This window comes from Nonomuraea sp. NPDC005983 (assembly GCF_040614375.1).
Taxonomy (GTDB): domain Bacteria; phylum Actinomycetota; class Actinomycetes; order Streptosporangiales; family Streptosporangiaceae; genus Nonomuraea.
Genome location: NZ_JBEXUP010000092.1, coordinates 1 through 18822, shown reverse-complemented (window position 1 = coordinate 18822; position 18822 = coordinate 1). Strand labels below are relative to the sequence as shown.

General features: G+C 71.7%; 18 protein-coding genes. 4 read left to right on the top strand and 14 right to left on the bottom strand.

The window, feature by feature from the left end; translation table 11 throughout:
* The first annotated feature begins 41 nt into the window (after positions 1-41).
* Entirely contained in the window at positions 42-1523 is a 1482-nt protein-coding gene (locus ABZ297_RS31840; RefSeq protein WP_355353788.1) for a sugar ABC transporter ATP-binding protein, read from the top strand.
* Between the two features lie 90 nt (positions 1524-1613).
* On the opposite strand, the gene ABZ297_RS31835 is transcribed toward ABZ297_RS31840, so the two are convergent.
* The 5 genes from ABZ297_RS31835 to ABZ297_RS31815 form a co-directional block, all read right to left on the bottom strand.
* A complete protein-coding gene (locus tag ABZ297_RS31835; RefSeq protein ID WP_355353785.1) occupies positions 1614-1940 on the bottom strand; it encodes a rhodanese-like domain-containing protein in 327 nt (108 codons plus the stop codon).
* A 210-nt stretch (positions 1941-2150) separates the two neighbouring features.
* Positions 2151-3299, bottom strand: a complete 1149-nt coding sequence (locus ABZ297_RS31830) for an FAD-binding oxidoreductase (protein WP_355353782.1) — start codon at positions 3297-3299, stop codon at positions 2151-2153.
* A 19-nt stretch (positions 3300-3318) separates the two neighbouring features.
* Complete coding sequence (locus ABZ297_RS31825; protein WP_355353779.1) at positions 3319-4080, bottom strand: amino acid ABC transporter ATP-binding protein; 762 nt, start codon at positions 4078-4080, stop codon at positions 3319-3321.
* Complete coding sequence (locus ABZ297_RS31820; protein WP_355353776.1) at positions 4077-4946, bottom strand: amino acid ABC transporter permease; 870 nt, start codon at positions 4944-4946, stop codon at positions 4077-4079. The genes ABZ297_RS31825 and ABZ297_RS31820 overlap by 4 nt, the downstream gene beginning before the upstream one ends.
* Positions 4943-5833 carry an ABC transporter substrate-binding protein gene (locus ABZ297_RS31815; RefSeq protein ID WP_355353773.1) on the bottom strand — a complete coding sequence of 297 codons (891 nt, stop codon included), beginning with the start codon at positions 5831-5833 and terminating at the stop codon, positions 4943-4945. Before ABZ297_RS31815 ends, ABZ297_RS31820 begins: the two co-directional genes overlap by 4 nt.
* A 228-nt stretch (positions 5834-6061) precedes the next feature.
* Between ABZ297_RS31815 and ABZ297_RS31810 the strand changes: the two genes are divergently transcribed.
* The 3 genes from ABZ297_RS31810 (at position 6062) to ABZ297_RS31800 (ending at position 10073) form a co-directional block, all read left to right on the top strand.
* Entirely contained in the window at positions 6062-7000 is a 939-nt protein-coding gene (locus ABZ297_RS31810; RefSeq protein WP_355353770.1) for a LysR substrate-binding domain-containing protein, read from the top strand.
* Positions 7001-7322: 322 nt separating this feature from the next.
* Positions 7323-8294, top strand: a complete 972-nt coding sequence (locus ABZ297_RS31805; RefSeq protein ID WP_355353767.1) for an MASE1 domain-containing protein — start codon at positions 7323-7325, stop codon at positions 8292-8294.
* A 210-nt stretch (positions 8295-8504) separates the two neighbouring features.
* Positions 8505-10073 (top strand): M28 family metallopeptidase, encoded by a 1569-nt coding sequence (locus tag ABZ297_RS31800; RefSeq protein WP_355353764.1) that lies wholly within the window; start codon positions 8505-8507, stop codon positions 10071-10073.
* Between the two features lie 69 nt (positions 10074-10142).
* On the opposite strand, the gene ABZ297_RS31795 is transcribed toward ABZ297_RS31800, so the two are convergent.
* The 9 genes from ABZ297_RS31795 to ABZ297_RS31755 form a co-directional block, all read right to left on the bottom strand.
* A complete protein-coding gene (locus ABZ297_RS31795) occupies positions 10143-10748 on the bottom strand; it encodes a DJ-1/PfpI family protein (RefSeq protein WP_355353761.1) in 606 nt (201 codons plus the stop codon).
* 2 nt (positions 10749-10750) lie between these two features.
* Positions 10751-11716 (bottom strand): DJ-1/PfpI family protein, encoded by a 966-nt coding sequence (locus ABZ297_RS31790; RefSeq protein ID WP_355353758.1) that lies wholly within the window; start codon positions 11714-11716, stop codon positions 10751-10753.
* A gap of 98 nt (positions 11717-11814) precedes the next feature.
* Complete coding sequence (locus tag ABZ297_RS31785) at positions 11815-12453, bottom strand: TetR/AcrR family transcriptional regulator (RefSeq protein ID WP_355353755.1); 639 nt, start codon at positions 12451-12453, stop codon at positions 11815-11817.
* A 78-nt stretch (positions 12454-12531) separates the two neighbouring features.
* Positions 12532-13731 carry a cytochrome P450 gene (locus ABZ297_RS31780; protein ID WP_355353752.1) on the bottom strand — a complete coding sequence of 400 codons (1200 nt, stop codon included), beginning with the start codon at positions 13729-13731 and terminating at the stop codon, positions 12532-12534.
* A gap of 332 nt (positions 13732-14063) precedes the next feature.
* Entirely contained in the window at positions 14064-14681 is a 618-nt protein-coding gene (locus ABZ297_RS31775; protein ID WP_355353749.1) for a CGNR zinc finger domain-containing protein, read from the bottom strand.
* A complete protein-coding gene (locus tag ABZ297_RS31770; RefSeq protein WP_355353746.1) occupies positions 14665-15054 on the bottom strand; it encodes a nuclear transport factor 2 family protein in 390 nt (129 codons plus the stop codon). The genes ABZ297_RS31775 and ABZ297_RS31770 overlap by 17 nt, the downstream gene beginning before the upstream one ends.
* A 2-nt stretch (positions 15055-15056) precedes the next feature.
* Entirely contained in the window at positions 15057-15542 is a 486-nt protein-coding gene (locus ABZ297_RS31765) for a hypothetical protein (protein ID WP_355353743.1), read from the bottom strand.
* A 153-nt stretch (positions 15543-15695) separates the two neighbouring features.
* Complete coding sequence (locus ABZ297_RS31760) at positions 15696-16952, bottom strand: M1 family metallopeptidase (RefSeq protein WP_355353740.1); 1257 nt, start codon at positions 16950-16952, stop codon at positions 15696-15698.
* Positions 16949-18822, bottom strand: a 1874-nt coding sequence (locus tag ABZ297_RS31755) for a Pls/PosA family non-ribosomal peptide synthetase (protein WP_355353737.1), incomplete at its 5' end; no start/stop codon positions are given. The genes ABZ297_RS31760 and ABZ297_RS31755, both read right to left, overlap by 4 nt.

The window sequence follows — 18822 nt, the reverse complement described above, 5'->3', positions numbered from 1 at the left end:
CTGTCGCGACCACGATCGAGGCGGAGGCAACCGTGCTACAGGTGGCAGGAGTTCTCAAGACCTTCCAGGGCGTGACCGCGCTCGACCACGTCACCCTGTCCGTGCGCCCGGGCGAGGTGCACGCCCTGGTCGGCGGCAACGGCGCGGGCAAGTCCACGCTGGTGAAGGTGCTCTCCGGCGTCTACCAGCCGGACGCGGGTGAGCTGCGCTTCCTGGGCGAGCCCGTCAGATTCGGCACACCCGCTGACGCCAGGCGCACCGGTGTCGCCACGATCCACCAGGAGACGAACCTCGTCCCGACCATGAGCATCGCCCGCAACCTGCTGCTCGGCAGGGAGCCACGCGGCAGGCTCGGGCTGATCGACTTCGCGGCCGTCAACGCCTACGCCGAGCAGACGCTCTCGGCGTACGGCCTGCGCGCCGACGTCCGCCGGCCGGTGGGCTCGCTCGGCGAGGGCGCGCGGCAGCTCGTGGCGCTCGCCAGGGCCGCCTCCGCCGACGCCAAACTCGTGATCATGGATGAGCCCACCTCGGCGCTGGAGCACGCCGAGCTGGAGACCCTGTTCGGGGCCGTGGCCAGGCTTCGCGACGAGGGCCGGGCGGTCGTCTACGTCACCCACCGGCTGGAGGAGCTCTACGAGGTCTGCGACCGGGTCACCGTGCTGCGTGACGGCCGCGTCGTCCACACGGGACCGCTGGCGGGGCTCGACCGGCTCAGGCTGGTCTCGCTGATGCTGGGCAGGACGTTCCACCCCGTCGAGGCGCCGGTCGAGACCGGGGAGCCCGACGAGCCCGCGGACCTGCCGGTGCTGGAGGCCAAGGGGCTGACCCGCCACCACGTGCTCGACGGGGTGTCGCTGGCGATGCGCGCGGGTGAGGTGATCGGCCTCGGCGGGCTGCTCGGCGCGGGCCGCAGCGAGACGGCGAGGGCGATCGCGGGCGTCATGCCGGTCGACGCGGGCCAGGTGATGGTGTCGGGCGCGGCGGCACGCAAGTGGTCGATCAGGAGCGCGATCCGCGCCGGGGTCGGGCTGGTGCCGGAGAACAGGAAGACCGAGGGGATCGTCCCGACGCTTTCGGTACGCGACAACATCGCGCTGGCCGCGCTCCCGCGCCTGTCACGGGCGGGCATCGTGTCCGACGCGCAGGTGGACGGCGTCGTCGCCACCTTCATGAAGCGGCTCGGCATCAAGGCCGTCTCGCCCCGGCAGCCCGCCGGTGAACTGTCGGGAGGCAACCAGCAGAAGGTGCTGCTGGCCCGCTGGCTTGCCATGCACCCCAAGGTGCTGCTCCTCGACGAGCCGACCCGGGGCGTCGACGTGGCCACCAAGATCGAGATGCAGTCACTGCTGGACGAACTGGCCGTCGACGGGCTGGCGATCCTGCTGATCTCGTCCGACGTGGGTGAGCTGGTGGAGAACTGCGACAGCGTGGTGGTGCTGCGTGACGGCGCGATCAGTGACCAGCTCACCGGCCCCGAGGTGACCGAGGACCGCATCCTCGCAGCGCTGGCGAAGGACTGAGATCCACGCCCGCCCCGTCGACGCCCGGTGACATGAGGCGCGGGGAGGGCGACTGTGCGCCCTCCCCGCGCGCTCCCTGCGGCCGTCGGCTCAGGCGGACTCGACCGGCAGCCCGGCCAGCGTCCAGTCCTCGATGCCCTCCCGGTACTTGCGGACGTTCGAGTAGCCGAGCGCGGTGAGCCGGTCGGCGACCTGTCCGCTGTTGGGGCAGGCGGGGTTGGAGCAGTAGGTGACGATGGCGGCGTCCCGGTCCGGCAGCACGGTCGAGGCCAGGGCGTCGACGTCGGACGGGGTGAGCGCGACCGCGCCCGGCAGGTGCTGCTTGGCGTGGTATGCGCCGCCGAGGGCGTCGACGACGGTCACGGTCCCGGCGTCGATGGCGTGCTTCAACTCGTCCCTGGAAATGAGCATGGTCATGTGGCAACCTCTCGCTAATCGGACTATAGTCCGGTTGTGGCTGGGAACACTAGCGGTACGAGGCGCCGAAACTCAAATGCCGATCACCGGGCGACCCGGTTGCGTGGGTCGCCCGGTGTGTCGCGCCGGATGCGCGAGGGGCGGAAGGCCGCGAGGGCGCAATCCCGCGCCTGCGAGAAGGCGCGGGGCCCTGCGGGCGGGGGAGCGGGGTCAGCGGGAGGTCATCACCGACAGGCTCTCGTCCTGCACCGACGCCGCCGTGTCCCTCGTCACCCGGTACCCGACGAGGTCGTCGCTCTCGCCGCCCGTGGTGATCTCCTCGGCGGCGAGGCGGCCGAGCTCGGGCGCGAGGTTCACCCCGCTGTGGGTCACGACGCTGTAGAGACCCGGCGCCCGCGGGTCGACGCCGACGAGCGGCAGCCCGTCGGCGGGCACCGGCCTGATGCCGAGGCGGACCCCGGCCATCCGGGCCTCGCGCAGCGCGGGGATGACGCGCTGCCCGCCGGCGTGCAGGCGCTCCTCCAGGCCGCTGTCCGCTTCGGCCGCGCCTTCGGCGGGCAGCAGCGCGTCCACGGGCCAGGAGATCGAGCAGATCCGGTCGCCGGGCGAGGGCCGCAGGTCCACCTCTGGGGTGGCGAGGATGGCGCCCAGCCGCGCGTCGGGCACGGGGGTGCTCTCTCCGACCAGGCCCGGGATGCGGGTCATGGGCAGCCCGGTGCCGGCGAGGGCGGCGATGCGGTCGGCGTCGGGGCCGGTGCAGTTCACCACCCAGTCGGCCGTCCACCGGCGGGTCGCGGTCTCGGCGCCCACCACGCGGTCACCGTCGCGCAGCAGGGCGGTGACCCGCTGGCCGTACAGGACGTCGGCGCCGAGCAGGGCCGCCCTGTCGAGCAGCCGCCGCACGAACAGCGGGGCGTCGTACCAGGCGCTGTGGTCGTGGACGACCAGCTCGCCGGCCGTGCAGGAGCGCGGATCGACGGCCGGCGCGAGCTCGCGCAGCTCGGACGGGTCGGCGATGCGGCACGGATGCCCCCAGGACTGCAGGCGGATCGCCCGCTCCCTGATCGCCCGCTGGCCCTGCTCGCCGTCGCCCCACTGGATCGCCGGCATCGGATGCCGCCAGGACGGGCCTGCCAGCCGTTCGGCCAGGGTGGCGTGCAGCGCGGCGCTGCGGCGGTTCAGCTCGAAGTAGGAGCGGGGGGTCTTCAGGTGGGTGACGTCCATGGCGAACGTGGCGCTGGACGTGCCGGCGGCGGGTCCGCCCGCTTCGACGACGACGACCTGGACCCCGGCCTCGACCAGGTGGTAGGCGACGGAGGCGCCGAGGACTCCGGCGCCGAGAACGATTACGCGGGACACGTGGATCTTCCTTAGGGAGTCAGAGGACCTTGCTCAGGAACGCCTGGGTGCGCTCGTGCTGGGGCGCGTTGAGCAGGTCGCCGGGCGGCCCGGACTCGATGACGACGCCGCCGTCCATGAAGACCAGCGTGTCGCACACCTCGCGGGCGAACCCCATCTCGTGGGTAACAATGATCATGGTCATGCCGTCCTCGACGAGCGCGCGCATGACGTCGAGCACCTCGCCCACGAGCTCGGGGTCGAGGGCCGAGGTGGGCTCGTCGAAGAGCATGAGGTCGGGCCGCATCGCCAGCGCGCGGGCGATGGCCACCCGCTGCTGCTGCCCGCCGGACAGCTGCGCGGGATAGCTGCCGGCCTTGTCGGCCAGCCCCACCCGGGCGAGCAGGTCCCGGGCGCGCTCGCGAACCGCGGCCTTCGGCTCCTTCTTGACCAGGACCGGCGCCGCCATGACGTTCTCCAGCGCGGTCATGTGCGGGAAGAGGTTGAAGCGCTGGAAGACCATGCCGATGCCGCGGCGCTGCCGGGCGACCGCGTGGTCGGCCAGCTCGTAGATCTTCCCGCCGCGCTCCTCGTAGCCGACCAACCGGTCGTGGACGTAGAGCCGGCCCGCGTCGACGCGTTCCAGGTGGTTGACGCAGCGCAGGAAGGTGGACTTGCCCGACCCGGAGGGGCCGATCATGGCTAGCACCTCTCCCTGCCGCACCTCGAGATCGATGCCTTTGAGCACGTCGAGCGTGCCGTACCGCTTGCACACGCCTTCGGCCCTGACGACTGTCATCATCTGTTGAACCTGCGTTCGATGTAGTACTGGCCCGCGTTGAGCACGGTCGTCGCCACGAGGTACCAGATGCAGGCCACCGTCAGCAGCGGCACCTGCTGGAAGTTGCGGGAGTAGATGCCCTGGATCGAGGTGAGCAGCTCAGGCACGGCGATCGCGAACACGAGCGAGGTGGTCTTGAGCATCGAGACCGCCTGGTTGCCCGTCGGCGGGATGATGAGGCGCATGGCCTGCGGCAGGACGATCTTCCGCAGGGTCTGGAAGCGGGTCATGCCCAGGGCGTGCGCCGCCTCGGTCTGCCCGACGTCGACGGAGGTGATGCCCGCGCGGACGATCTCCCCCATGTAGGCGGCCTCGTGCAGCCCGAGCCCGAGCACCGCGGCCGTCATCTGGGTGATGATCTGGTTGGTGTCGAACTCGAAGAACGTCGGCCCCCACGGCACCCCGAGCCCGATCTTCGGGACGACGGCCGACAGGAAGTACCAGAACAGCAGCTGCACCAGCAGCGGCGTGCCGCGGAAGACCCAGATGTAGAACGCGCTCAGCCCTGACAGCAGCGGGTTGCTCGACATCCGCAGGATGGCGAGCACGGCCCCGCCCGCGACGCCGACGACCATGGCGAGCACGGTCAGCAGCAGCGTGGTGCCGAGCCCCTGCAGCACGGCGGGGGAGAAGAGGTACTCGCCGACCACGTCCCACTGCATGCGCGGGTTGGCCGCCCACCCCTGCAGGAGGAAGATCACCAGGAAGGCGAGCACCGCCGACCCCACCCAGCGGCCCGGGTGCCGGAGCGGGACGGCCTCGATCGCGACCGCCCCGTCCCCTCGCTGCGCCGTCTTGGAGAACACCTTGGGGGAAGGTGCGGTCACGATGAGCCGCCGTTGACCATGGCCTTGTCGAGGGCGCCGGAGGACATCTGCCACTTCGCCAGGATCTTCGCGTACGAGCCGTTGTCCATCAGCTGCTGCAGCGCCCGCTGGACGGCCTGCACCAGGGTCTGGTCCTCCTTGTTGACCAGGATGCCGTAGGGCAGGAAGCGGTAGGGCTGCCCGACCTGCTTCATCCGCCCGCCGGACTGCCCGGCCTGGTAGGTGATGGTGGGCGTGCCGCCGATGAAGACGTTGGCGCGTCCGGTGGAGACCGCCTGGAGGCAGCCGACGGTGTCGGGGAAGACCAGCACCTGGACCGCCGGCTTGCCGGCCGCCGTGCACTTCTTGGCCTGCTGCTCGGCGTCGTCGGCCTGGGCGGTGCCCTGCTCGACGGCGGTCACCTTGCCGCACAGGTCGTCCAGCGAGGCGATCCCGCCGACGTCCTTCTCCTGGACGAGCAGCGAGCTGCTCGTCTTGAAGTAGTCGACGAAGGTGACGTTCGGGCGGCGCTCCGGCTTGTCCAGCATCGCCTGAACGGCCAGGTCGTAGCGGCGCGCCTGGACGCCGGCGATGAGGCTGTCGAAGCTGGCCTGGCTGAACGTCACCTCGACGCCCAGCACCTGGCCGATCGCCCGCATCAGCTCCGGCTCCAGCCCGATGACCGACTTGTTGTCGGTGTCGAGGAAGACCAGGGGCGGGTAGTTGTGGCCCGCCGCGATGTTCAGCGTGCCGCTCTGCTTGATCTTGTCGGGCAGCAGGTCGTGCAGCGCCTGGTCCTTCTGCTGCGCCGGGGCCGCGGCTTCGGACTTGTCCGATCCGCCACATGCCGCCACGGTCAGGAGTCCTGCCAGGCTGAGAGCGACGGCCACGCCGGTCTTCCAACGCATCGCCACAGGACACCCCCTCTCAGGTGAAATGCCATTCCTTGACTCACCAATGATGAGAATCGGGCGCGAGAAGGCAAGATGCACGGATACGTCGCGCACAGGTTGTTCAGCTGCGCTTATCCTCGGCCTCGAAGTCCACCTGCGAGTACGGCGTGACATCCCGCTTCTGCGCGCCCGATCGAGCGGCGGGTCTGGTGATCGTAAGGTCCGTGCTGTTAAGTTGTGCCGATGCTGACTCCGATCCAGCTGCAGGCGGTTCGCGAGGTGGTCGTCACCGGCTCGCTCAGAACGGCCGCCAAGCGCCTCGGGTTCACGCCTTCGGCCGTCTCGCAGCAGATCTCGTCGCTGGAGCGGACCCTCGGCGTCCAGCTGTTCGAGCGCTCGCCGCGCAGCGTGCGCCCGACGGCGGCCGGGGCCCAGCTGGCCCGCAAGGCGGCCAGGCTGCTCGCGGACCTGGAGGCGGCCGAGGACGAGATGCGCTCGTTCGCCACCGCGCACCGGGGCAGGCTGCACCTGGGCAGCTTCTGGTCGGCCGGCTTCCGGCTGCTGCCCGCCGTGCTGGCCGAGTTCCTGCGCGACCGCCCGCAGGTGGACGTCAGGTACGAGGAAGGCGATCCGGAGGTCACCATCCCGGCCGTCGTCGAGGGGCGGCTCGACCTGGCCGTGGTGTTCGAGTACGGGATGGTCCCGCACACCCTGCCCAAGGACCTCGACATGACGCTGATTCTGGAGGAGCCGCTGTACGTGCTGGTGCCGACGAGCCACCGGCTGGCCGGCAGGAAGCGCATCCAGTTCGGCGAGCTGTCCGCCGAACGGTGGATCTCCTACTCCGAAGGCCGCGACGCCGCGCGCAACCTGACCCACATCTGCGCCGCCGGCGGCTTCCACCCTGACGTGCTGTTCCGCACCAACGACTACAACCTGCCCTTCGAGCTGGTACGCAAGGGGCTGGGCGTCGCGATCGTGCCGGAACTGGCCATGATCGAGTCGCACGACGTCCACGTGTTCAAGCTCGGCAACCCGGCCCACGTCCGCAGGGTCTTCGCGGTGCGCCGCACGGCCGACCCCAACCCGCTCTTCAGCCACGTGATCAGCAGGCTCAGGACGGCCGCGGAGGCTCTCGACCGGCGGACGGACCTCCCGACGGCCCTGTCGGGTCCGTCATGAGACACACCGGATAAAAAAAGAATCTCACCGGGACGTGTCGTTTTTTCCTTGTTCTATGGCGATATCGCCTTTGGCGTATACGTCGATTACCCGGCGTTGATCCCCATCTGGCGGGATGATGACTAGTTTCGAAGCAGGGCCGGTCGTCTCACGCTAAAGGCCGGAATCCGAGCGTTTCGCGCACATCGTCGAGACTGAACGGGCAGGTGAGAGCGGAACGACTGTTGCCGCGGTACGCGCTTGACCGGGCGCCGATTCGGTGGGGCCGGAGGTGTTCCTGATGAGGGCTGTCGCCGTCCATGATGGGCTACGGGATCATGCCATGACGGCGGTGAAAATCCTCGCCGTCGCGATCGCCTATTTCGTGGCCGCCAAACTGGGGCTGCAACACCAGTTGGTCCGAGGGCAGGTGACACCGCTGTGGCCCTCGACGGGCATCGGCCTGGCCGCCCTGCTCCTCCTCGGCCTCCGGATCTGGCCGGGCATCACCCTCGGCGCCTTCCTGGTCAACGTGTCGATCGGGCCGACGATGCCCGCCGTCCTGGGCATCTCCGTGGGAAACACGCTCGCGCCGGTCTGCGCCTACCTCCTGCTCGAGCGCGTGGGCTTCCACCTCGAACTGGACCGGCTGCGTGACGCGCTCTCCCTGGTGTTCCTCGGTGCCTTCGCCGGGATGCTGGTCAGCGCGACCGTGGGCGCCGGCTCGCTCGTGCTCGCCGGCGGGCTGCGGCCCAGCGAGTTCTGGCCCGCATGGTCGGTGTGGTGGACCGGCGACGCGATGGGCGTGCTCGTGGTCACGCCGCTCCTGCTCGTGATCCGCACGACCCGGATGCCGTGGGACGCCCCCCCGCTGCGCTGGGTCGAAGGGGCGGCGCTGCTGCTGGGCACCTTCCTCGTCACGCTGCTGGCGACCGTGGGCCCCGTCAACCTGCTCTTCCTCGTCTTCCCCTTCCTGATCTGGGCCGCGCTGCGTTTCCAGCTCCTCGGGGCCGCGGCGTGCGCGCTGATCGCCTCGACGGTGGCGATCGTCTCGGCCGCCCACCACGCCGGCCCGTTCGCCCAGCACAACCTCTTCCTCAACATGGTCGCCCTCCAGGCCTTCAACGGCTCCGCGGCGCTGACCGCGCTGCTGCTCGCCGCGATCATCGCCGAGCGCAACAAGGCCCACCAGAACATCAAGGACGTCTGCGCCCGGCTCAACGAGGTGGCGGACCGGCTGGCGCGCGACAAGAAGCTGGACATCCGGCTGCCACCCCCACGCGCTGGAGAGCGGAGCAGGGATCGCTCGCAGTAGCCGGATGATCCCTCTCACGCTCTCGGCGGCGCCCCGGCTGCGTCAAGGGGAGGCCAATCTTCCTGGAAGCGGCCTTGGCCACGGCGGGCGCGGCTGACGTGATCAGCCGGGGTATCGGTGATCTACCGCGCTGAAGCCGGTGTACCCGCCGGATCGCCGTTTCCTTCAGCGTCATGACGGAGAAAACAGACTCCAGACGGAGGAGCCCGTATGCGCCATGTCCCGCGAGCGAGGGTGTCACGTGCCCTCTCGGTGGTCGCGGCACTCGCCCTGCCCCTCACCTTCACCCCGGTCGCCGCCCAAGCCGACTCCAGCCCGACCCCGGCGGAGAGGGAGCTGATCGGCTCCGTCACCGCGCCCGCGGTCAAGCGGCACCTGCGGGCGTTGCAGGACATCGCCGACGGCAACGACGGCACCCGCGCCGCGGGCACCAGCGGCCACGACGCCTCGCGCGACTACGTGGCCGCCAAGCTCAGGAAGGCCGGCTACAAGGTGACGCTCCAGCCGTTCAACTTCCCCTTCTACCAGGAGAAGTCCACCGCGCGGATGGAACGGAGCGCGCCCGCTCCCAGGACGTACGCCCCGACCCCGCCCGACGGCTCCACGGCCGGCGACTTCGCGACGATGAGCTACTCCGGACCGGGAGAGGTCACCGCACCCCTGCAGAACGTCGACCTGGTCCTGCCGCCAGGGCCGGAGCCCGGCTCGACCTCCGGCTGCGAGCCCGCCGACTTCGCCGGCTTCACGCCGGGCAACATCGCCCTGCTGCAGCGCGGCACCTGCAACTTCCTCGTCAAGGCGCAGAACGCCCAGGCGGCCGGCGCCGCCGCCGCGATCATCTTCAACGAGGGCCAGACCGGTCGCACCGAGACGCTGCGCGGCAACCTGGGCACGCCGGTCGCCATCCCCGTCGTCGGGACGAGCTTCGCCGTCGGCCAGGAACTGTCGGCCCCCGCCGGAACGGTGGTGCACCTCAAGACCGACACGATCAGCGAGATGCGCACCACCCACAACGTGATCGCCGAGTCCAGGTGGGGCGACCCCGGGAAGGTCGTCATGGCCGGCGCGCACCTCGACTCCGTGGTGGCCGGGCCCGGCATCAACGACAACGGCTCGGGCAGCGCCGCCATCCTGTCCGTCGCCGAGGCGCTCGGCACGGTCCCGACCAAGAACAGGCTGCGTTTCGCCTGGTGGAGCGCGGAGGAGCTGGGCCTGCTCGGCTCCCGGTTCTACGTGAGCAGCCTGGCCCCCGCCGACCTCGCCAGGATCAGGCTCTACCTCAACGTCGACATGATCGCCTCACCCAACTACGCGCTCAAGATCTACGACGGCGACGACTCCGACGCCCAGGGCGCCTCCGCCGGGCCGCCCGGATCGGACGAGATCGAGAAGCTGTTCGAGACCTACTTCGACAGCCTGGGCCAGGGCCACAACGGCACCGACTTCGACGGCCGCTCCGACTACGGCCCGTTCATCACGGCCGGCATCCCGTCCGGCGGCCTGTTCACCGGAGCCGAGGGCACCAAGACGCCGGAGGAGGCCGCGCTGTTCGGCGGCACCGCCGGCCGGCCGTACGACGCCTGCTACCACCAGGCGTGCGACACCATCGCCAACATCGACGACACGGCGCTGGGGTTGAACACCGCCGCGCTCGCCACAGCGGTCGTCGTCTACGCCTTCAGCGCGGATCTCCCCGGGCCCGGCACAAGGGCGACCACCCAGGCCCGCACCGCCGTGCCCGGCCCCGGCGCCCGCCTCCTGGGCCAGGTCACGCGATAGCGCCGCTCGTCCGATCCGTCCTCCCCGGCCGGCAGTCCGCGCCGGGCCGTGGGAGGCGAGGGCGGGGGATCAGGCGAGGAGGGCGAGGGCGCGGTCCGCCATCGCGAGGTCCATCTCGAAGGGCGGTCGCGGGTCGTACTCGATGACCAGTTGCACCGCCCGCGCCGTCTCCTCGTCGGCGGTCCTGGCCAGCAGCGTCAGCGCCATGTCGATGCCCGCCGAGACCCCCGCGGCCGTCACGATCCGGCCCTCCACGACTGTGCGCTCGCGCACCGGCTCGGCCCCGTACGTGGCCAGGTGGTCGAGGACGGCCCAGTGAGTGGTGGCCTTGAGGCCCTTGAGCAGCCCGGCCGCGCCCAGCAGCAGCGAGCCGGTGCACACCGAGGTGGTCCACTCGGCGCCCTCGTGGGCCGTGCGGATCCAGTCGACCAGCGCCTGGTCGTCCAGGGCGTCGAAGGTGCCGGCCCCGCCCGGCACCACGATCGCGTCGGGCCGCGGCAGGTCGGCGTAGCCCGCCGTGGCCGTCAGGGTGAGCGTGCCCCGGTCGTCGGTGACCGGCCCCGGCTCGGCCGCGACGAACGTCACCGTGACGCCGGGCGCGTAGGCCAGCACGGTGTACGGGCCGACGGCGTCGAGCGCGGTGAAACGGGGATAGAGGGGAATCGCGACATGCATGATCAGCTCTCCTTGACCTGGAAGCGGCGACGGTAGTCGCCCGGTGAGATCCGCCAGGCGCGGCGGAAGACGCGGTAGAGGGTTTCGGGCCTGCCGAGGCCGGTCTCCCTGGCCACCCGGTCGAGCGGATGGTCGGTGAGCTCCAGCAGCCGCCTGGCGGCGTCGGCCCGGCTGCGTTCGACGTACCGGCCGGGCGACAGGCCCGTCTGCTCGGTGAAGACGCGCGAGAAGTGCCGCTCGCTCATCCCGGCCCGCCTGGCCAGCGCGGGCACGCTGAGATCGCCGGCGGGGTTGGCGTCGATGAACGCCTGCAGCTCACGCAGCGGCTCGCTGCGCGGCGTGGCCACCCGCATCGCCGTGCTGAACTGGCTCTGCCCGCCCGGCCGGTGCAGGTAGACCACCAGGCCGGACGCGACCCGCCTGGCCATCTCGTGGCCGTGGTCCTCGGCCACCAGGGCCAGCGCCAGGTCCACGCCCGAGGTGACCCCTGCCGAGGTCCACACGTGCCCGTCCCTGACGTAGATGGGGTCGGCGTCGACCTCGACGTTCGGGTACCCGGCACGCAGGGCGTCGGCGACCCACCAGTGAGTGGTGGCCCTGCGCCCGTCCAGCAGCCCGGCCTCGGCCAGGAGCAGCGCCCCGCTGCACACCGAGGTGACCCGGCGCGCCGAAGCCGCCAGCCGGGCGACGCCCTCGACCAGCTCCGGGTCGCGCGCGTCCTCCAGGGTGACGACGCCGCCCACCACCACCAGCGTGTCGATGGGGCCGGTGAGCTCGGCGAGCGGGGTCCGCACCGCGATCGCGATCCCGTTGCAGGCAGTGACAGGCCCCTCGCGCAGGGCGGTCACCTCGACCCGGTAGCCGTGCTGCCCGGCCGTCAGTCCCGCGGTCGCGAACACGTCGGCAGGCCCGGCCATGTCGAGTAGCTGGAACCCCTCATAGATCACGATCACGACCCGCCTGCTCATGACTTCATGCTGGTCAGGGTGGGGCCATGGCGTCAATGACACGGGTATTGCACATTACGCCACGCCGGGCGGGTACCGGCTGCTCTCTCAGCGACGGCTCACGACTTGGACGCAGGGGGCCCGCACTTTCCGGGGGCGTCCTTGGCGAAGAAGCCCTCGCACGACAGGTGGGGGAGCGGCTCGTCGGACGGGCGGGCGCCGTCGAGCAGCAGGGCCAGGTAGCGCCGGTGGTCGGTGCTGTCCTCGGCGCTCATCCGGACGGTCGCCAGCGTCATCACCACGATCGCCGCCAGGTCGCGGACCAGCAGGTCGTCCCTGATCAGCCCGCGCGCCTTGGCGGCGGCCAGCACGTCGCCGAGCGGCCCGACGAACCGCTCGGCGAGGCCGACCGTGAACGCGCCGGCCTCCCGGGCGGCGGCGAGCAGGGCCCGGTGGGCGGCCATCGTCTCGACTGCGGCCGCCAGCGCCTCGGCCAGCCCCTGCCTGGGGTCGGCCGCGCCGCGGGCGGCCAGGACGAGCGGCTCGATCTCCTCGACGAAGTAGGTCTCGAAGGACGCCCTGATCACGCCGTCGCGGTCGCCGAACCTCCGGTAGACGGTGGCGATCCCGACGCCGGCCCGGCGCGCGATCTCCTCCAGCGGGACGGCCGTGCCGGACTCGTGCAGCGCCGTGATCGCAGCCCGGACGATCCTGTCGGAGTTGCGCAGGGCGTCCGCTCGACGTCGCTGCTCTCGCACATGTCGAACGCTAGCAGCATCCATGCGGTCACCCGTCGCTGGACGTCACCCGTCGATCACCTGCCGATCACCCGTCGATCACCAGGCGACCTCGAGAGACGTCAGGCCGTACACGATGTGGAAGGAGCGGAAGTGCGCGTCCGGCGTGGCCTCGCGCAGCTCGGGGAAGCGCTGGAACAGCGCCGGGAAGGCGATGCGCATCTCCATCCGCGCCAGCGGCGCGCCCAGGCAGTGGTGGATGCCGTGGCCGAAGGCCAGGTGTCCGGCCTGCCCACGGGAGATGTCCAGTGTCTCCGGGTCGGGAAGGAGCGCGGGGTCGCGGTTGGCGGTGGGCAGCGCGCAGATCACCATCTCGTCGGCGCCGATGCGCTGGCCGCCGATCTCCACCTCCGTCGAGGTCAGCTTGGCGGTGCCGGAGTGGACGATGGTGAGCCAGCGCAGCAGCTCCTCCACGGTGGCGTCGATCCGCTCGGGCTCCTTCTTGAGCAGGTCGAGCTGGTCGGGGTGGCGCAGCAGGGCCAGCGTGCCCAGCGCGAGCATGTTGGAGGTGGTCTCGTGGCCGGCCACCAGCAGCAGGTTGCCGATGCCGGCGAGCTCGTCGGTCGTGAGGTCGTCGCCGTGCTCGCGCACCAGCATCCCGAGCAGGTCCTCGCCCGGGTCGGCCTGGATGCGGGTGACCAGGTCGGTCATGTAGGCGCGCGACTCCAGTTGCAGTGCCACGCGCTCGGCGGCGGGCGCCGACATGTCGAGCATCCGGCCGGTCCTGTGCTGGAACTCCTCGCGGTCGCCGTACGGGACGCCCAGCAGCTCGCTGATCACCAGCGACGGGATCGGCAGCGCGAACGACGACACCAGGTCGGCGGGCGATCCGGCGCGTTCCATGGCGTCCAGATGGTCGTCGACGATGCGCTGGATCCGGGGTTCGAGGCGCCGCATCCGGCGGATGGTGAACTCCGGCGTCAGCATCCTGCGCAGCCGGGTGTGCTCGGGCGGGTCATGGGAGAGCAGGCTGCCGGCGCGCAGCTTCTTCAGCTCCTCGTCGGTCATCTTCGGCGCGCCCGGCAGGCGGACGAGATCCTGCCGCGCCAGCCTGAAGCGTTCCGCGTCGCCGAGCACGGCGCGCACGTCGGCGTAGCGGGTCACCAGCCAGGCGTCGGTGCCCCATGGCGTGGGGACGCGCCTGATTCCCTCGGTATCGCGCAGCTCCGTGAGTTCCGGAGCAGGATCGAACGCGGCCCGCCGCATGTGCAGCGGCGGCAGCGTCGAGGACTCGCTCATATAACCCCCTGGATGACTCGTCGTTCGGACTGGTCTGACTTAAACGATAGCAAGCTATCGTTTAGCCGCAAGAGCGGATCTCTGCTCTGACGACGCGACGATGCGGAACGTCCCCGGGGACGGCCGGGCGTAACCGGCGGGAACTCGACGAGAAAGTCTGGGTCTTGGCGGCCTCTTTGATATCGCTAACACCCAGGACGCCTCGTCCCTGCGCGAGTCGACCCGGGCCTGAGACCGGTCACGGCCAGACCGGCCTCAGGCGGCGGTGGGCGGCGCGGGTCTGCGGGCAGCGCGCCGGCGGTCCGGCGTGCGGACCTCACGCGGCGCGGCGGTCAGGGGTTCCCTGCTGTGCTGCGGCGGCGGTAGGCCTGGGTCTTCATCCGGTTGCCGCACAACCGGGGGGAGCACCAGCGCGCCCGGCCTGGGCGGGACTGGTCGTAGAAGACCCATTGGCAGTCGGGCGCCGGGCACATGCGGAGGCGGTGCCAGGTGCCGTCCGCCGTGGCGGTGAGCGCCGCCATGGCGATCCGGGCGAGCGCGGTGGTGGCCGGGTCGGCGGAGACCACCAGGTCGGCGCCGTGGCCGGCGGTCAGCCTGACGGCGAAGGGGAAGTCGAGCAGGACCGTCCCGCCCTCACCGCCCTGCGCGCTCCCGCCGCTGTCGGCGCCCGCGTCGTCATCGGCGTCCTGGCGGAGGGACGCGCGCAGGGCGGCGCGGAGGGTGTGGGCGCGGGTGAGATGGGCCTGGCCGACCTCCACGCCGGGAGGCAGCAGATCGTGCTCCCGCAGCCAGCGTTCGAGGTCGGCGGGCGTGGCGAGGGCGTCGTGCGCCTCCAGGCGCCGGCCGTGGGTGGTGAAGCCACGGCGGTCCTCGGTGTTCGCGAACTGGTGGAGCAACGCGATGCCGGGAGGCAGGCCGGTGACGTCCTCGGGCCTAGCCGGTGGGAGCATCGCCGATGTCTCCGTGGACCCTGCGGTAGGCGTCCTTCACGCGGATGCGGTCGCCCGCGAACTCGAAGAAGTCGCAGCCGTGCACCTGATGGAGCTGCCCGTCCTCGTCCGTCCGCGAATAGGACCATTGGGAGGCGCCGCGGTCGCCGGCGATGAAGGCGTCGCCGCCCTGCGACTCGAAGCCCGCGTCGTAGGCGAGCATCAGCTCGAAGCCGCGGCGGACCTCGTCCCGCCCGCGGAAGGTGGTGCCCGGCTCGACCCCCACGGAGGCCCGGAAGACGCAGTCGTCCGTCATGAACTCCATGAGCCGGTCAAGGTCCTTCTTCCGCCACGCCTCGCCGAACTCCGCCAACCGTTCCAGCGTCATGTCCATGGTCAGATCCTCTCTTCGAAGTGGGACCACAGGTAGGCGGCCACGTCCGGGCCGTCGGGGGCGGCGAGCACGTGACGCAGCCACGCGCGCCGCTCGAAGTCGGTGACGGCCAGCTCCCACACGCAGCCGATGGCCTGGCTCGGATGGGGCCGCAGCTCGGCGGGCCGGTCCAGCGGCGCGGAGTACAGCCGCTGGTGGATCTCGTTCTCGCCGGACCACCAGTCGACCAGCGCGAAGCAGTAGTCGGCGGCGTCGTGCGCGATGGCGAAGCCGATGCCGTAGCGGTCGCCGGCGCGCGGCGGGGACGGCAGCGCCGACGCCGCGATCTCCGTGGTCGCGTGCAGGAGTCCGGCGCGGGGGACGGCGCCGTTCGCGCTGATGCCGTACAGCTTCACCGTCCATCCGGCGACCGTCCTGACGCCGTGGTAGCTGATGGCGCGGGGGCGATGCGGCTGCCGGACGGAGATCGTCCCGTACTGATCGCTCATAGCGCGCCTTTCGCTTGCCGACACCTTATAAAGGAATAACAGGTGTTGCCTTCTGCCGGCAAGGCTCCGTTGACGGACGTTCGCTACCTGGCCTGCCGCGTACGTGGCCTGGGCCCTCAACGACGCCTTCGGCACGCTCGCCGCACGTCCGGATCAGGGCAGCGGCTTGTCGTACAGCCAGGCCGAAAGGAGCGGGCCGACCGGTCGCGCGGCGTGCCGGGCCACGTGCTCGGCGAAGGAGCCGGTGGTGACGTTCCCGTGCCGGTGCCCGGCCGTCCAGGCCCGCAGGACCGGGAAGAACACCCCGTCGCCCAGCGCGCGCCGCACCGCGTGCACGGTCAGCGCGCCCCGCTTGTAGACGCGGTCGTCGAACAGCAGCGCAGGGCCGGGGTCGGCCAGCACGAAGTCCTGGGGGAGCATCGCGAGCCTGCGCCGCCAGCGCTCGGCGAGCTCGTCGGCGGACGGCCCGCCCGACGCCTCCGACCACAGCCACTCGGCGTAGGCGGCGAAGCCCTCCTGCAGCCAGATGTCCTGCCAGCAGGCCACCGTCAGGCTGTTGCCGAACCACTGGTGCGCCAGCTCGTGCGCGACCAGCCGTTCGAACCCCCGCCGGCCGTCGACGTGGTTCCTGCCGAAGATCGACATGCCCTGCGCCTCGACCGGGATGTCGAGGTCGTCGTCGGCCACCACGACCGTGTACCCGGTGAACGGGTAGGGGCCGAACAGCTCGGAGAACAGGGCCATCATCTGGCCCTGCCGTCCGAAGTCGTGCCGTGCCCGGGCCGCCAGGCCTGCCGGGCAGGCCAGCGGGGTGCCGTCGGCGTCGTCGAGCCGGTAGCGGCCGATCTGCACGCTCGCCAGGTAGCTCGCCATGGGCTCGGCCTGCTCGTGCACCCAGGTGGTGGCGCCGGCCGCCCGCCGCCTGGCGGTGAGCACGCCGTTCGCGATGACGTGGTACGGCGAGTCGGCGGTCACCGCGATCCGGTAGGACGCCTTGTCGGAGGGCCGGTCGTTGCACGGGAACCAGGAGGGCGCGCCGATCGGCTGGCTGGCCACGAGCGACCCGTCGGTCAGCTCCTCCCAGCCCAGGCCACCCCAGGCGCTCCGCACCGGCCTGGGGTTGCCCGCGTACCGGACCTCCACGGTGGCGTCCGCGGTCAGCGTCCGTGGCAGGGTCAGCCGCAGCTTGCCGTCGCGGTGCGTGTGGCGCACCGCGGCCCCGTCCACGGTGACGCCGGAGACCCGCAACGGGCCGAAATCCAGCTCGAGGACGTCGAGCGGCTCGGCGGCCGTCACCGACAGCCGGGCGGTACCCTCCAGCCGGTTGGCGGACACCCGGTACCGCAGCGTCAGGTCGTAGTGCGACACCCCGTACCGGTGGTCGCCGTGCCGGGGAAAGTACGACGTCATCGCCACACCGAGATGGGGTTGCCGAACCACCGGGTGCCGTCCGGCACCGCCTCGCCGCGCATGACCAGCGAGGCCGGCCCGATCGTGGCGTCCTCGCCCACCCGCGCCGCGGGCAGGATCACGCCGTGCGGGCCGAGCGTCGCGCCGCCGCCCAGCGCCACCGTGTCCATGCTCATCACCCGATCATGGAACAGGTGCGTCTGCAACACACAGCCCCTGTTGACGCAGGCGCCGTCGCCGAGGCGCACCAGGTCGGCCTCGGGCAGCCAGTACGTGTGGCACGAGACCCCGTGCCCGATGCGCGCCCCGAGCGAGCGCAGCCACACGTTCAGCGGCGCGGTGCCCAGCCACGGCTCCGCGAACCAGGGCGCGGCCAGCACCTCGACGAAGTTGTCTGCGAGCTCGTTGCGCCACACGAACGAACTCCACAGCGGCCGGTTGCCCGCCGTGATCCTGCCGAGCAGCGCCCACTTGGCCGTGGTCGCCACCGCCGCCGCGACGACCCCGGCGACCAGCATGACCACGCCGCCCAGCAGCGCGGCGACGGCGAAGCCGAAACGGGCCGCCAGCCACTCGAGCGCCGCGGCGGCCAGCACGGCCAGCGCGACCGTGGCCATCGCGGGCAGCACCCGGCAGGACTCCACCAGCGCGCGGGCCACCTTCAGCCGCGCGGGCGGGTCGTAGGTGCGGCTCCTGTCGCCCTCCTCCGCCGTGCGGCGCAGCTCGACCGGCGGCATGCCGACGTACGACGAGCCCGACTTGGCCTTCTTCGGCGTCGCCGACAGCACCCCGACCAGGCCGTCCTTCGGCACCTTACGGCCGGGGGCGGTCATCCCCGAGTTGCCGAGGAAGGCCCGCTTGCCGATCCGCGCGGAGGCGATCCGCATCCAGCCGCCGTCGAGCTCGTACGGCGCGACCATGGTGTCGTCGGCCAGGAAGGCGCCGTCGCCGACCGAGGTCATCGTGGGCAGCGCGAGCACGGTCGACAGCTCGGCGCCGCGGCCCACCCGCATGCCGAGCGCGCGCAACCAGACCGGCGTCAGGACGCTCGCGTACAGCGGGAACAGCCAGACCCGCGCCGCGGCCATCAGCCGTCCTGTCGCCCACGCCTGCCACGCCTGGCGGCTGTGCACCGGGTGGTGGCCGGGACGCATGCCGACGCCGAGCAGCCGCACGGCGGCCAGCGTGACCAGGGCGAACGCGGCCATGCCGGCGATCGTCGCCGGCGCCACGCCGTACAGTGCGGCGGTAAGCGCCTCGCCGAGGGTGCGAGCGCCCGCCACGAACCCGGCCAGCACCGCCAGCCCGGACGCGACCGCGACCACGGGGAACAGGCTGAGCGCGAGGCCGCTCACGCCGTACAGCAGCACCCAGAGCCGGGAGCGGGCGGCCCGTCCGGCGGGCCGCGACCTGCGCGCCTTGCCCAGCCGAGTGGCCGGCGCCCCGGCCCAGCGCTCGCCCCCGGGGACCGAGCCGTCGACCGCGGAACCGGGAGCCACCTGCGCGTTCTTCCCGATCTTGGCGCCGGGCAGCAGCGTCGAACGGGAGCCGACCGTGGCGCCCGCGCCGATCCGGATCTCGCCGATGTGGAGCAGGTCGCCGTCGTACCAGTACCCGCTGAGGTCGACCTCCTGCTCGACGGACGCCCCCCTGCCCACCTTGAGCAGCCCCGTGATCGGGGGAGCCGAGTGCAGGTCGGCGTCGGGGCCGACGTGCGCGCCGAGCAGCCGGGCGTACTGCGCCATCCACGGCGCGCAGGCCAGGTCGGGCACGCCCAACCTGGCGGCCAACTGCTCCGCGAACCACAGCCGCAGGTGGACGCCGCCGCCGCGCGGGTGGCTGCCCGGCCGCACCCCGCGCAGCAGGAGCC